The sequence below is a fragment of the Paenibacillus ottowii genome, from assembly GCF_006874425.1.
Classification (GTDB): Bacteria; Bacillota; Bacilli; order Paenibacillales; family Paenibacillaceae; genus Paenibacillus; species Paenibacillus ottowii.
In genome coordinates this window covers 381,330-395,563 of record NZ_VIJZ01000004.1, presented here as the reverse complement: position 1 = coordinate 395,563, position 14,234 = coordinate 381,330, and the positions used below count along the sequence as shown (strand labels likewise).

Sequence of the window (14,234 nt, the reverse complement as noted above, 5' to 3'; positions counted from 1 at the left end):
GACAAATCATATCTCCAGATGTACAATTATATTAGGAATTATGTCGGATATATTTATTGATTTAATATGTCAATACCGCTATTGATTTTATCATAGCGGATCTTTGCATTCAATTTATTTTTTATTATCCTTTGGTAGTACTAAGACACTGATTCGGATTGAGGAAGTTTTAACAAGATACATATTCGCCCTGTACGCAAAATAAAAGCCGTCCTCTGCCCGATTAGGTCAGTTGGACGGCTTCTTCGTTATTTTAGTAATAATAGAACTGAAGTCCTCACCTTTAGCAAACTGATAGGTGCCTGTACGAATTTTAGTATTAATTTTTTGAGCCTTAGCGGCCGCCTCAAACGCATTGGCATCCGATACAACTCCTGCCCGTTCCAATCCCGACGCTACACTCCTCAAATTGCTACCCGATGCAATGCTATATTGCACTTGTGGGGTGACTGGCTGCTTGGGAATATTGGGAGTGGTTGTAGTGTCAGCCCTTTGAGTTTGCGGTTTGTTTGGACTTTGTGGTACCGACATGCTGGTCGAAGGCTTAGAAGCAGCCGAAGATGTACTGTTTGCAGGTACCTTTGGTGTTGATGGTGTTTGAGCTGGTTTAGCCTTTTGAGGTGTAACAGGAGTTTTGTTGCCTTCTTTGATCAGCTTATTCCGCCATTCCTCTTCTGTCATTTTTGGATCAGAACTGTCACTGATCTGAAGATTTAACTCTGCTGCTGCCTTTTCTAGTTGTTCTCGCGTCATGTCTTTCGGGTCTACTGAAGACTGGGGCGACTGTCCTTGCCCAATTATCGCCAGCTGCAACAACAATGCCCCCATGATAAGACCCGTACCCATGCCTAACATAAATGAGCGATTTTTGATCACGTCACATCCTCCCGTTCTGCGAGTTGTAATATGAGCTGCACTTCGCCCCGCTGGATGCCTGATTGCTTGGCTATATAATCCACCGACTTGCCTTGCTCATGCATTGCGAACAACTCTTGATAACGATCCCGGATGGACTCTGGTTCCTGCTCAGTTTGAGGCTCCTGCAATGCCGTCTGCTCCTCCATAGTCACAAAAGGAGCTTCTTCTGAATCTAAAACTGGCACAGATACGGCGCCAAGCATTGCCTGACGCTCCAGCTCCACAATACGGCTCCGAAGCTCAGCTACTTGCTCCTGTAACGCTGCCTGCTTAACCGCATGCTCCTGCTTCATACCAGATACAAGCTCAATCAGCTCGTCATTATCGTTTTCAATATCGGCCATGTATTGCTCCAATGTAGCCTCAACCTTTTGAACGACGGCCTCTTCTGTTCCCCGGCTTGGCTGGCGCTTTGGCAGAAGCCAGGCGTAGACAACAGCTGCGGCTCCCAGCAGAACAATATAAATCCATGGTTGATCCACTGCCCATCGTCTCCTTTAATTACGCTTCTCCGCCCATCGGATCAGAGCGAAAAATCAATATGATGTCCCTTATACGGATGCTCTGCCGGATGCTCCTTAGGCAGCTCGGCTTCACCTGAGCGGGAGCGGCTCTGCTGGGAAGAATCTCTGCTCTGCTCACCTGTTTGCCTCTCACCAACGAATGTTTCCGCAGATTGATCTATGGCACTGCTTCGCTGACGCATGTTCTCCGTCTCCAGCGCAGCCTTTTGTCCAAGTAATGCCTGGTCATTCATCGGCCGCTGCTGGGACTCGCTATGGTATTTCCCCACTTCACTGGTACGAGGTACAGCAATTTGCAATTCAACAGCCTTCAAGCTCATTGGACCACACCCTTTCCGATTGGGCATCCGTATCAGACTACCGAGAAATATAATAAATTGAATTATTATCAGTATATTGATTACATGTAGGAGGACATGCTGATATCTCCCTCATGATAATAAAACGCCATTCTTTCCAAAGAATCTTTAATAAATTTTGTATATCTGCCGATAACTATTTTAGAGCCACCGTAAATCACATTTTTTACTTCTACCCGGGCGCGGCTCGTATCTTCTAATGTTCGTTCAATTTCAAGCATTCTGGACTTTGTTTCCAAAAGTTCCTGTTCATTCGATTTTTTCGTAGATGTCAGCTTGATTCGCATAGCCATTCTGTCAGGTGCGAGTTGTCCGGCAGCCGCGAGCTGATCCAATATTGTAAGAGCCTTATTCGTTTTATCCTGGCTGTCTGTCTGCTGCTTCAACCGTGCGCGGAGTTCTGTCAGTTCATCACGCAGTTCGGGAAGCACGCCCACTTCGATATTAGTAGCTGTAGACATCGTATTACCGATGGTACGTGCCACTACTTTTTTACCAGCTTGTACACTGCCACCTACGATAAGTCCTTTTGTCCCTTCGCAGATTACATTATTACTCGCTTTGATCTGGGAGTGCATGATGCTTTGGGATACAAGTACATCGCCTCCCGCAATCACGTTACCATCTTGTATAAACGAGCATTTCACATTTTGTGCAGCTTTTACGAATCCTTTATGGTATCCAATAATACCACCGCTAATTTCCACTGAACCATCCGCCTCTATTTCAGCGCCTTCTACACCGCCAATGACACGAATATCGCCAGCCGCTCGAACACGAAAACCTGTCAAAACATTCCCACGAATGACGACGGTTCCAACAAAATCAATGTTACCGACGCTGTAATCAACGTCTCCGTTCACTTCATACACCGGGAACACATTAAGCTTGCCTTTTTCAGTTGTAGTCACTAAGCCATCAATAGCTGCGTACATCGCAACGCCTTCTGGATGGATCACTACATTTTTTCCAACTTTAAAACGCGCCTCTTTGCCTGGAAGAAAAGGGATTTCCTCTCCGGTTACAGCAATTCCCGGTACACCTGGCAGAGGGTCCACCCGTTCGGCAATCAGTTGTCCACGTTTCACATTTCTTAAACGAGTTAATTCCTTATAATCCACCCGTCCATCTACCGTTTCAAGTGGCTTATGTGCATCTTCACCGGTGACAATATCGGCCAGATTAATTTTTCCGTTTGTACCGTGGATCGGCGGCTTTCCCTGAGCAATCAGTAATTTTCCGAAGAAATGACCTTCCGGATTTGCCGCAAATGTGCGAATTGCATCGGTAATTAGACCGTAGGTTATTTTTTGGTTGCTTAGAAAACGTTCTATTTCTTCTACAGAACAGGCAAAGCCTTCTTCACGTTTGGCAAACTCCAAGTAGGCGGATTGTTTGTCAGGTGAGACAACCACTTTTAAAAACTGATCCAAAGCATACTGCTTCTCCACATGGGTGCTCCTTCCGTCTAACTGTTACTGTAACCTCCCGTACGTTAATCTTTACGCATTAGCAAATCCCGTTGTTTGTCCAGTGTCGCTCTCAGACGTAATATTGCTTTGGAATGCAACTGAGAAATTCGCGAAGGAGAAAGTGACATGACCTCAGCAATTTCGCTGAGTGACAAATCCTCGTAATACAATAAAGAAACAACGATACGCTCTTTTTCAGTTAATTTATCGATGCCTTGTGCCAAGGCGTCACGAAGTGTGAATTCATTAACCTTATGATCCGGATTTTTCGCCTTTTCGTCCACCAACAGGGAAAGTCTTGTTTCCGACTCTTCTTCACGGATCGGGTCTTCCAGTGAGACAATCGACATCACGGCGACCTCCTGGATCATACTTTGAAATTCTTTTTCGGAGACGTCCAAATAATGACTCATCTCTTCATCGCTTACTGTGCGTAAATATCTCTGTTCTAAATGCTGGTAGGCGTCTTCGATTTTTTTCGCTTTTTCCCTGACTGAACGAGGAACCCAATCTCCTTGACGAAGACCATCCAAAATTGCTCCACGAACACGCCAAGAAGCATAAGTCTCAAACTGCAAACCACGCTCATAATCAAATTTCTCTAAAGCATCAATCAAACCCATAACGCCGTTGCTCGCCAGATCATCCTTGGATACATTTTTAGGTAGGCCTACTGCAAGACGACCCGACACATATTCCACAATATGGAGATACTTCTCAATTAACTGCTTTTTCGCTTCCTTGTCACCGTGTTCTTTCCATTGCTCCCACAGCTCGGAATGGTTCAAATGAGCGGCTTTTCGCTCGTTCATCGGCTTCACCCTCCTTATTTGTCTGTCAGGTGACGAACGGCCTTGGCCAATTCTTCAGGGTCCTTGTTGGAAACCAGCTTAGGTGGTTTTAAAGGTGCGAAACCATTATTCCCCTCGTCCGTCTGCTCTGGTTTCGGTTTTAGCAATTCATTCAGGTTTTCATTTTCGTCTGGTGTCGTCAGGTCCAGATTTCCCCCTACGCCGTCTACCTGAGAGCTTGCCCGGTCTTGGGCATTCCCCAGATCTGGCCGCGCCACTACACCCAGTGTCCAGCGCAGCACAAATGCAAGTAGGAACCAAAAAACGAAGGCGATTAAGCCACGAATTAAGCTCGTGGTCAGCAGATTGCTGCCAACGGACAACACAAAAGTCAGAATAAATCCGACTACTCCAGACCAAAGATTAATGCGTAAGCTACCAAATAACATGTTTATAATTCCTTTACACCTTTTTGTACGCTTCGAATATTCAAAACGCCAGTTTCAGAGTCCAACTCAATCGTTCGTCCATAATTGCCACCTGTATCTTCCGCAATCAAAGGAATGCCCAGATCTACAAGCATTTCCTTACAGGATTCTACATTGCGCGGGCCAATCCGCATGGTGTCTCCACTACCGGCAAAGGCAAACATCTGCGCTCCTCCTGCCATTTTGGCAATCAGTCTGCGCCGCTCAGCACCCAGTTTCAACATTCGCTCCAACAACTCTGGCAATGCGGTATCCGCATATTTGGCAATATTCAGCTGCCCTTCACGGGCAATATCCGAGGACGGTAACATCACATGTGCCATGCCTGCCAGCTTCAAATGAGGATCATAGAGGGTCAATCCGACGCAGGAGCCAAGTCCTGTCGTGCGAATCGAGTTCGGGTTGCTAGTAACATTTAAATCTGCCATGCCGACTTTAATGATGCTTTTATCCTCAATCATCGTTCATCGGGACTCCTAACGACCTAAAGATTTTCCCGAACGATTCTGGATCAGGAATCAGGAAAAATTGACCCTCAATCTGATTCTGCCCTTCCAGAAACGATGTGTCAATCAATAAAGCAGCATCCCCCATTTGCCCAAACTGCAGCAGTCCATAGCTGAGAATAGCTCCTGCCATATCCAGTGCCAGCGCAGGTACTGTCGGGTACATGGATAAACGTGTGAAATCCGCCAACGAAGAAAGATAAGAGCCTGCTAAAATATTACCGATCTCCGACAGGGCTGAATGCTCCATCTCGTTAAAGCTATCTTCGTCATCCGAAGGAATATTCGCCAAACGGGATAGTAAGCTTTTTGCCGCCTGAGGTTGCAATATGAAGAATAGATTACCAGGTGCTTCCCCTTCGACCCTAAAAAATATTGCAACAACAAGCTGTTCATTTCCGCCGACTTTGTCCGCAATTTCCTCAAAAGGCAGCATTTGCACTTTGGGCACACCCATGTCGATCGGTTTATTGAGAAGCCGGGAGAGCGCTGTAGCAGCGTTCCCCGAGCCAATGTTGCCGACTTCTTTCAATACATCCAACTTGAAGTCTTCGAGATTCCCCAGATTTTCCATATATTAATCCTCTAAGCCTTCTAATTGGTTCATCTCGCTACGGTTCAAAACTTCGGACAAGTTGAGCATGATCAGCAGACGTTCTTCACCAATTTTAGCAACTCCGCGAAGGTATTTAGCCCTAACGCCGCCAACTACTTCCGGTGGTGTCTCAATGTTGTCAGTATTCAGGTCAATCACGTCATTCGCTGAATCCACGATAAAGCCGACTTGCATCTCGCCCACAGCAACGATAATAATACGGGTTTGATCGGTATACTCAGCTTCAGGTAATCCAAAACGACCACGAAGATCAATAACCGGAATAACTACGCCTCTCATGTTGAATACGCCTTTAACAAAATCGTAAGTTCTTGGAACTCGTGTAATCGGCACCATACGTTCAATAGATTGGACTTTTTCTACTTCAACACCGTATTCCTCTTCACCTAGCTTAAATACGATAACTTTAATTTCTTCTCCCATGTCTAAAAACCCTCCTTATTGATGTCAGCAATCTCACATTTCTTTCATTTTTAATGAAAACATTATTTAATGAAAACATTTGGGTCAATGATCAAGGCAACCTGACCGTCACCCAGAATCGTGGCACCCGAAATCCCTTGGATGTTTGGAAGATACTTGCCCAAATTTTTAAGGACGATTTCACTTTGTCCCAAAAAGTCCTGTACAGAAAGGGCTGCCAGACGGTCTCCCTTACGGATGACCACGACCTCTGTCTCTTCTTCTTCATCTTCGTTGAAGTCCGGTACCTCAAACAGCTGACTCAAGGAGATAAGCGGGATATGAGAATCTCGGAAAGCAATCATTTTATTGCCATGCACAGAACGGATTTGCGTACGTTTGACGATCGCAGTTTCCACAATCGAAGACAAAGGAATCGCATATTTTTCAGAACCGATCTGTATCATCATGGCTGCAATAATGGATAGGGTCAGCGGCAATTGTACAGAGAAATTCGTGCCCTGTCCCAATGTGGAGTGAACCGTAACATTACCACCCAAAGCGGTAATTTTCGATTTAACAACATCCAGACCGACACCGCGTCCCGATACGTCTGAAATGACCGCAGCTGTACTAAAGCCCGGAGCAAACAATACCTGATAGGCTTCTTCGTCAGTCATGGAAGCGGCTTGTTCTGCTGTCAAAATTCCTTTGGAAATAGCACTGTTCAGTACTTTCTCACGGTTAATTCCGTTCCCATCATCCTCAATTTCGATAAATACGTTATTACCGCTATGAAAAGCACGCAGTTGAACCGTTCCAGTCTCTGGTTTGCCAGCTGCAATCCGGTCGGCTACCGACTCAATGCCATGATCCACGGAGTTACGAAGCAAATGCACCAAAGGATCGCCAATCTCGTCGATCACAGTCCGATCCATTTCAGTCTCTGCTCCAGTAATAACCAATTCCAGTTTTTTATCCAGCGACTTGGCCAGATCGCGAACCATACGCGGGAAACGATTGAAAACAGTATCTACAGGTACCATCCGCAATTTAAGAACAACGTTTTGCAAATCACTGCTCACACGACTCATATGCTCAACCGTTTCTGTCAGTGCTGGATTAGAAGCCTCACTGGCTAACTGTTCTAACCGCACACGGTCAATGAGCAACTCGCTGAATAAATTCATAAGTACGTCCAGACGTTCAATATCTACACGAATCGTACGATTGTGTGTAGGGGCAGCTGCCTTGGCTGCTGGGGCTTTACCAGCGGCTGGCTTGGCGACAGAGGCCGCAGCTGGAGACTGCGGCTGGGATGGAGCGGGTGGCTGCACGGCAACAGGTGCTTCCTGTACCGCCGCTGTCTCAGCGAGCCCAGCAGTAACTTCGCTCATTTGTTTAAGCGATTCCTGATCCAGTTGTACCACTGAGACCGTGTCGATTTCAGAGATACCCGCGATTTCCTTTTCCAGCTCCCCAACTTCTTTCTGCGTTATGTAATATAACGAGAAGCTTTGTTCGAATTTTTCCTGCTCTATATCCTGTACGGACGGATAGGCCTTGACGATTTCACCGGAGTTTTCCAGTGTGTTGAATACCATAAAGGCACGCGCAGCCTTCAGCTGGCTCTCTGAACTGATGGTTACCTGTATATAGTGAACACGATGTCCTTCTGAAATCGACTGCTCCAGTACAGAATATTGGAACTGGTCCAAGACAAGTCCAGCACTATCGTTAGTGCCCGCTTTTGGAGCAGGAGACTCCTGGGTGGCGGCGTTTGAGCCGGACTTTAGGAAATCTCCGCTTACGATGGATTGCAGTGAGGATACAATAGAGGAGACATCCGCTTTTCCATCGCCTCCCTCTGTAATGTGCTGCACCATGGACTCCAGAGCATCCAATCCCTTAAATAAGGTATCGAATATAAATTCGTGCATCGCCAGCTTGTTGTTACGTACCAGATCAAGAACGTTTTCCATTTGGTGAGTTAGCGATGCCAGGTCTTCAAACCCCATTGTAGCAGCCATCCCCTTGAGGGTATGGGCAGAACGGAAAATCACCTGAACGATGCCTAGATCGGTTGGGTTGCTTTCCAGTTGAAGCATATTTTCGTTAAGAGATTGCAGATGATCATTCGACTCATCAATAAACATGTTTAAATATTGGTTCATGTCCATTGTGAGACACCTCCTCCATGAGTTACACTCCGATTATTTCACAACTTGTACAAGCTTAGGGGCGATCTCCTGCATAGGCAGAAGGTGGCGCACACATTTTAATTCAACTGCTGAGCGGGGCATTCCGTACACTACACAAGTCTCCTCATTTTCAGCAAATGTGGATTGAACCCCAGCATCATAAAGCTTTTTCATCATTTTAGCCCCATCGCTCCCCATTCCAGTGAGCAATACTAGATGTCTTTCCAGCGAGGTTAACGAGAGCAGTGATTCGAACATCGTATCTACGGAAGGTCGGTGACCATTGCGTGCCTCCTCCATCTTCAGTGACACCGTGTATTTACCACCAGCTCCAGACACAATTCTGAGCTGATATCCCCCTGGAGCAATGTAGGCTGTTCCCGTCTCCAGTGTCATTCCCTGCTCAGCCTCCACTACTCGTAGTGGACTCAACGTATTCAAACGTTGTGCTAGCGAACGAGTGAAGTTTGGCGGCATATGCTGAACAATAACGATGGGAGCTGGGAAATCTCCAGGAATGCGCTCCAACAGCGTCTTGAGCGCGCGCGGTCCGCCTGTAGAACATCCGACCGCCACCAGTTTTCGAAAGCTGGACGAATGCACACCTTTTTTAAGTGAAAATCCATTTGGTGCCGCTGGCGCTGTAGGTGCCGTTACTGAAGGCGTTGCAGCCGCAGGAGTGGAAGAAGCTGATGAAGTTACCGTCTTCCGTGACTCCGGCTTAACCAGTCCTGCTTTGTCCTTACTCTGCATCGTTTTGCCAGCAGTTGGATTAGAACTCTTCAGTTGTCCTGGCGTTCTTCCCGTCTCCTTGGATAAGTCTTCCTTCTTCTGCGCACTCGGTGCTTGCACTGGTTTCCTTGGCTGAACTGCTGGCTGGTCAACGCGGCCACCCGTGGCAGATGTGCCAGACAGCTGTTTTTTGCTTTCCTGTTTAGCAACTGGCGCGACGGACTTTCCAGTATCTCGCTTTGGCTGAACCGATGCAGTTGGTGGAGGAGCCAGCGGAACAACAGGAGGCTTGTCTACCGAAGCTTGACTTCCAGCCCGTTTCTCAGTCATAGCCTGTCCAGGCGGCTTTTCCATTGTCGTTTTTTTCGCTTGTTCCAATGCAGCTTTGCGCTCATTAGCTTCTTTACGCTCCAAGCGGCTTCGTACTGCTTGCATAGCAGTATGCATCTGTTCAAGCAGCGCCTTGCTCACCTGCTCAATATCTTGTGCATGAGCGATGGAAGGCTTTCTTATAAAATCGAAAGCCCCTGCCTCCAGAGCCATAATGGTCTCCTTCATGCCTTGTTCATTAATGCCTGACAACATAATGACAGGTAGCGGATGGGCTGCCATAATCAGTGGCAGCGCTTCAAGACCATTCATTTCAGGCATTTCGACATCCATGGTGACCAAATCAGGCTGCAACTCTTTCACTTTCTCTACAGCCTCTCTGCCATTGGCGGCTGTACCTACGATGTTGAACGACTCATCCCTTACAATTAAGTCTGTAATAATTTTGCGCATAAAGGCTGAATCATCTACAACCAGCACCCGGTAAGCACACATGTTTAACACCCCTGTTTCCTCTCATCAAAAATCAATGCATAGAACGCCGCAACCATTTTTGCATAAATCCTTTAATTCCACTCAGTGCACCTGATTGTGGAACCTGTGGCATTGCTGCAAAACGGTGTGCCAGATTCAGTACATCTCTTGAAGCCGCACATCCCGGAAAAGCAACCATAAAAGGTACTTGTCTTTTGACTGCCTGCATGACGTGAGTATCATCACTGATATGTCCAAGCAGCGGGATTTCGATCTCCAAAAAGCGTTTCGCAACAAGTGCGATTTTATCGGCAACTTGACGGGCCTCATTATCGTTATCGGCACGATTGACTATAATTTTGAATACCGTATCCTTTTGCAACCCGTTGACGACTTTAATTAGTGCATATGCATCTGTTAAGGACGTCGGTTCTGGGGTGGTTACTACCATACATTCGTCAGCTGAAGTGATGAACTTAAGGTTCTCCTTGGATAAACCTGCACCTGTATCAAAAAGAATATAATCCATGTCTGCTGCCATTTTTTCTACTTCTTCGGCAAAATAATTCAGATTCTCATCCGATAACGCAAACAGTTCGCTCAAGCCTGATCCTCCGGCAATATAAGGCAAACCACCTATACCCTTTTGAATAATCTCATCAATTGACTTTTCACGTTTTAATAGGTGAAGAAGATTGTATTGGGAATGGGCCCCCATCAACACATCGATATTGGCCATACCGATATCTGCATCAAACACAAGTACCTTTCGGCCAAGAGATTGCAGGGCCAGAGCAAAGTTCAGCGTAAAATTAGATTTGCCTACCCCGCCTTTGCCACTGGTAATCGTTATAATTTTTGCGTGACGATTACGTGGAGGCAATCGATACTTATCCAAGGATGAAGCCATTTGTCGAAGTGATTGGGCTTGATCACTCATATGGAATCTCCATTAACTCCCAGCGTTCCTTTGCCTCCAAGCAGCATACTCGTCACCATTTCTGCATCGGGATGAAGCAGGTCGTCAGGAACATTTTGCCCATTGGTAATATAGGCCAACTGCATCGGAAACTGGTGCAAAAGATTAAACATCCCACCACAACTGCCTGTCTCATCCATCTTGGTAAATACAACCTTACTAAGACCAAACTTACTAAAATGTCCAGTTATATTGAGCATATCCCTGCTTTTGGATGTCAGGCTGAGTACCAGATACGTCTCACTTTCATTAATAGGTGAAAGCAGGCTTTGCAGTTCTGATACAAGCAACTCATTACGATAATTTCTTCCCGCAGTATCCATGAGGATCAAGTCACAATGCTCCAAACGTTGGATAGCTCTTTGGACGTCGCCGGGAGATTGCACAACTTCAAGCGGTACATTCAAAATCGTAGCATATGTACGCAGTTGCTCGACGGCTGAAATCCGGTACGTGTCTGAAGTGATAAATCCAACTTTGCGATGATGCTTGAACAATTGTTCCGCTGCCAATTTAGCAATGGTTGTCGTTTTTCCTACCCCGGTCGGGCCTGCAACATATACAATTTTGGTATCTTGGGAGATCCCTTTATCCAGTTTTGTCTGTATAAAACCGGTGACTTCCTTGCGAAAGGCTTGTTCCCAATCAAAAGTTTCAGGCGCAAAAGGGTGCTCACTTCGACGCACATATACCTGTTCGATCCAATATTCCAATAAATCACGTTCTACTTCCTGTTCCAGCACATGCTCACAAATCTCTTGCAGCGCCTCCGGCCAAGTACTTTCCATTGAAGCGTTTCTGGAAAATCGAGTCATCATCGCCTTCATTTCTCGCAATTCATTAAGCAATGCCTGATTTTCCTCTGCTCCGCTCTTGTCTGAAACACTTGCTTCGATTGGCCGTTTATAAAGTTCACTGGATGATTTCATGTTCGAAGGCACTACTTCGTGATCAAGTGCCTGAGATGTAGTCTCCAGGTTATTAGCAGGCTTAGATGGCAAAGGCTCAGTCGCTGATGCAGCTTGTTCTGTATTAACCTTTAATTCAACTTGTCCTTCTTTGGAGTTACCATTTATCTGTTGTGTAACCCGTCGATAAGCTTCTGGAGCTGCCTGTCTTGGGACTACAGGGACTGATGACTTTTCCGGTTGCTCAGGGGTGTCCATGAGAGGAAAAGCAGCCTGGGCAAGCTGCTGTGACGATCGTTCAGCCCGCCGAGGCTTTGGTGGTTGCTGCTCCTCAACTGCAGCAACCACTTCAATTTTCTTTTTACTGAACATCCCCATAAAACCGCCGACCTTTACTTCCTTTGTACTTAAAATGACGGCATCTGTTCCTAAGTCACCCCTGATTTGCAGCATGGCCTCTGGCATGGTATCCACTACATATCGTTTCACTCTCATAAGTTCACCACCCCGACACTTTGAATTTCAACGTTCGGCTCCAGTTCACTGTACGACAGCACCGGGACATCCTGCATCGTCCGCTCCATCACTTGCCGCAAATACATACGTATTGTCGGTGACGTTAACACAATAGGCTGTTGTCCAGATTGAATAAGACGGTTGATTTGTTCCATCATTTTTTGATACACCGTTTGCGTTGACACCGGATCAAGAGCCAAATAGCTGCCTTGCTCCGACTGCTGCACGCTCTCAGCAATTTTCTTCTCCAATCCTGGTCCCACGGTAATAACGCGCAACGTTTCTCCTTGCTGTGCAAATTGCTGCGTAATCTGACGTGATAACGCTTGACGAACATATTCTGTCAGCACGTCTGGATCTTTTGTATAAGTACCATAGTCAGCCAGTGTCTCGAATATAGTCACCATATCGCGAATAGAAATTTTTTCTTTCAATAGCTTGGCCAGCACTTTTTGTACATCCCCAATCGCCAGCACAGACGGAATAAGGTCGTCCACCAGCACTGGATAATTCTCCTTGAGATTATCAACCAGCGACCGTGTCTCCTGTCTGCCAAGCAACTCATGAGCATGTTTCTTGATCGTCTCTGTTAGATGAGTAGCTACAACTGAAGGTGGGTCAACTACCGTATAACCTGACAGTTCGGCAACATCCTTGGTGTTCTCGTCTATCCAGAGCGCAGGCAAGCCGAAGGCAGGTTCTGTCGTTTCAATCCCTGTAATAGAATCGTCGTCGTATCCCGGGCTCATAGCCAGATAATGATTCAACAACAGCTCTCCGCCGCCTACCGTATTGCCTTTAATTTTAATTACATATTCGTTAGGCTTGAGCTGAATGTTGTCCCGAATACGAATGACTGGCACAACCAACCCGAGCTCTAAGGCGCATTGACGGCGAATCATAATGATCCGATCCAGTAGATCACCGCCTTGCTGTGTATCCGCTAACGGAATCAACCCGTACCCAAACTCAAATTCAATCGGATCTACTTGAAGCAAATTAATAACACTTTCCGGACTACGCACCTCTTCGATTTGTTGCTCCTCCTCTAACTGTTCTTCAGCTATTTGCTTGCGTTCCATATTGCCCTGCATTCTTCGGGCTGCGAAAAACAATAGAATCGCCAGTGGAAGAGTTGTAATGATATGAATAGGCGTGAAAAGGCCCAATAATGCAATGGTGGCAGCTACAATGTATATCAATTTTGGATAAGAAAAGAGCTGTCCGGTTAAATCCTCTGCCAAGTTGCCATCCGATGTAGCCCGCGTAACAATCAAACCTGATGCCGTGGATATGAGCAACGCAGGAATCTGGCTGACCAATCCATCACCGATTGTGAGAACAGAATACGTAGACAGTGCTTCTTGAAATCCTTTTCCCTGAACGGCCATACCAATAATAAAGCCGCCCACCAGGTTAATGATCAAAATGATAATACTGGCGATCGCATCACCTTTAACGAATTTACTCGCACCATCCATAGCTCCGTAAAAATCCGCTTCTCGTTCGATTTTACTGCGTCGTTCACGGGCTTGCTGCTCATTAATCAGACCTGCATTCAAATCAGCATCAATACTCATTTGTTTACCTGGCATCGCATCCAATGTAAACCGGGCGCCCACCTCAGCTACCCGCTCAGATCCCTTGGTGATCACAATGAACTGTACGACCACTAGAATGAGAAAGACAACAAAGCCGACGGCAATTTGACCGCCTGCAATCCAGCTACCAAACGTGGCAACTACTTCGCCGGCATGGCCCTCACCTAAAATAAGTTTGGTCGTAGATATGTTGAGCGCCAAACGAAATAACGTTGTAATGAGCAGCAATGAAGGAAAGATAGAGAATTGTAAAGCTTCCTTCGTATTCATTGATACGAGCAAAATCATTAAAGCAATAGAAATATTAATGACGAGTAGAACATCCAGCAGCCATGAAGGGATCGGGAGAATCATCATAAGAACGATACCGATGACGCCTGCAAGGACGGTTATTTCTTTTATTTTCACGGGTCTCTT

General features: G+C 46.2%; 14 protein-coding genes. All 14 read right to left on the bottom strand.

Features of this window, described 5'->3' with window-relative positions; all coding sequences use genetic code 11:
* Nucleotides 1–228: 228 nt before the first annotated feature.
* The 14 genes from FKV70_RS12005 to flhA all read right to left on the bottom strand — a co-directional run bounded on the left by FKV70_RS12005 (nt 229) and on the right by flhA (nt 14,225).
* On the bottom strand, nt 229–876 hold the full coding sequence (locus FKV70_RS12005; protein ID WP_142612970.1) for an endolytic transglycosylase MltG: 648 nt from the start codon (nt 874–876) through the stop codon (nt 229–231).
* Nucleotides 873–1,400, bottom strand: a complete 528-nt coding sequence (locus FKV70_RS12000) for a DUF6115 domain-containing protein (protein WP_064798095.1) — start codon at nt 1,398–1,400, stop codon at nt 873–875. Before FKV70_RS12000 ends, FKV70_RS12005 begins: the two co-directional genes overlap by 4 nt.
* Before the next feature lie 41 nt (nt 1,401–1,441).
* The gene (locus tag FKV70_RS11995) at nt 1,442–1,762 is read right to left on the bottom strand and encodes a hypothetical protein (RefSeq protein ID WP_142612969.1); all 321 of its coding nucleotides are present in this window, start codon (nt 1,760–1,762) and stop codon (nt 1,442–1,444) included.
* Nucleotides 1,763–1,842: 80 nt separating this feature from the next.
* On the bottom strand, nt 1,843–3,252 hold the full coding sequence (locus FKV70_RS11990) for a DUF342 domain-containing protein (protein ID WP_142612968.1): 1,410 nt from the start codon (nt 3,250–3,252) through the stop codon (nt 1,843–1,845).
* A gap of 44 nt (nt 3,253–3,296) precedes the next feature.
* Complete coding sequence (locus tag FKV70_RS11985; protein ID WP_016820968.1) at nt 3,297–4,085, bottom strand: FliA/WhiG family RNA polymerase sigma factor; 789 nt, start codon at nt 4,083–4,085, stop codon at nt 3,297–3,299.
* A 14-nt stretch (nt 4,086–4,099) separates the two neighbouring features.
* A complete protein-coding gene (locus tag FKV70_RS11980) occupies nt 4,100–4,513 on the bottom strand; it encodes a hypothetical protein (protein ID WP_142612967.1) in 414 nt (137 codons plus the stop codon).
* 2 nt (nt 4,514–4,515) lie between these two features.
* Nucleotides 4,516–5,013, bottom strand: coding sequence for a chemotaxis protein CheD (locus FKV70_RS11975; RefSeq protein ID WP_040101561.1), 498 nt, complete (start codon nt 5,011–5,013; stop codon nt 4,516–4,518).
* Entirely contained in the window at nt 5,006–5,632 is a 627-nt protein-coding gene (locus FKV70_RS11970; RefSeq protein ID WP_040101562.1) for a chemotaxis protein CheC, read from the bottom strand. Before FKV70_RS11970 ends, FKV70_RS11975 begins: the two co-directional genes overlap by 8 nt.
* A gap of 3 nt (nt 5,633–5,635) precedes the next feature.
* Nucleotides 5,636–6,097 (bottom strand): chemotaxis protein CheW, encoded by a 462-nt coding sequence (locus tag FKV70_RS11965; protein ID WP_142612966.1) that lies wholly within the window; start codon nt 6,095–6,097, stop codon nt 5,636–5,638.
* Nucleotides 6,098–6,159: 62 nt separating this feature from the next.
* Nucleotides 6,160–8,256, bottom strand: a complete 2,097-nt coding sequence (locus FKV70_RS11960; RefSeq protein WP_063208915.1) for a chemotaxis protein CheA — start codon at nt 8,254–8,256, stop codon at nt 6,160–6,162.
* Nucleotides 8,257–8,289: 33 nt separating this feature from the next.
* Nucleotides 8,290–9,834 (bottom strand): chemotaxis protein CheB, encoded by a 1,545-nt coding sequence (locus FKV70_RS11955; protein WP_142612965.1) that lies wholly within the window; start codon nt 9,832–9,834, stop codon nt 8,290–8,292.
* A 31-nt stretch (nt 9,835–9,865) separates the two neighbouring features.
* Nucleotides 9,866–10,753, bottom strand: coding sequence for a MinD/ParA family protein (locus FKV70_RS11950; protein ID WP_064798099.1), 888 nt, complete (start codon nt 10,751–10,753; stop codon nt 9,866–9,868).
* Complete coding sequence (gene flhF, locus FKV70_RS11945) at nt 10,750–12,195, bottom strand: flagellar biosynthesis GTPase FlhF (protein ID WP_142612964.1); 1,446 nt, start codon at nt 12,193–12,195, stop codon at nt 10,750–10,752. Before flhF ends, FKV70_RS11950 begins: the two co-directional genes overlap by 4 nt.
* Complete coding sequence (gene flhA / locus FKV70_RS11940; protein WP_063208923.1) at nt 12,192–14,225, bottom strand: flagellar biosynthesis protein FlhA; 2,034 nt, start codon at nt 14,223–14,225, stop codon at nt 12,192–12,194. Before flhA ends, flhF begins: the two co-directional genes overlap by 4 nt.
* Nucleotides 14,226–14,234 lie beyond the last annotated feature (9 nt).

Excerpts from the sequence above, each read along its gene's own strand:
- FKV70_RS11950 (WP_064798099.1), bottom strand. The coding sequence starts at position 10,753 with ATGAGTGATCAAGCCCAATCACTTCGACAAATGGCTTCATCCTTGGAT.
- FKV70_RS11955 (WP_142612965.1), bottom strand. The coding sequence starts at position 9,834 with ATGTGTGCTTACCGGGTGCTGGTTGTAGATGATTCAGCCTTTATGCGC.
- FKV70_RS11970 (WP_040101562.1), bottom strand. The coding sequence starts at position 5,632 with ATGGAAAATCTGGGGAATCTCGAAGACTTCAAGTTGGATGTATTGAAA.
- FKV70_RS11975 (WP_040101561.1), bottom strand. The coding sequence starts at position 5,013 with ATGATTGAGGATAAAAGCATCATTAAAGTCGGCATGGCAGATTTAAAT.
- flhF (WP_142612964.1), bottom strand. The coding sequence starts at position 12,195 with ATGAGAGTGAAACGATATGTAGTGGATACCATGCCAGAGGCCATGCTG.
- FKV70_RS11995 (WP_142612969.1), bottom strand. The coding sequence starts at position 1,762 with ATGAGCTTGAAGGCTGTTGAATTGCAAATTGCTGTACCTCGTACCAGT.
- FKV70_RS11960 (WP_063208915.1), bottom strand. The coding sequence starts at position 8,256 with ATGGACATGAACCAATATTTAAACATGTTTATTGATGAGTCGAATGAT.
- FKV70_RS11965 (WP_142612966.1), bottom strand. The coding sequence starts at position 6,097 with ATGGGAGAAGAAATTAAAGTTATCGTATTTAAGCTAGGTGAAGAGGAA.
- FKV70_RS11985 (WP_016820968.1), bottom strand. The coding sequence starts at position 4,085 with ATGAACGAGCGAAAAGCCGCTCATTTGAACCATTCCGAGCTGTGGGAG.
- FKV70_RS11980 (WP_142612967.1), bottom strand. The coding sequence starts at position 4,513 with ATGTTATTTGGTAGCTTACGCATTAATCTTTGGTCTGGAGTAGTCGGA.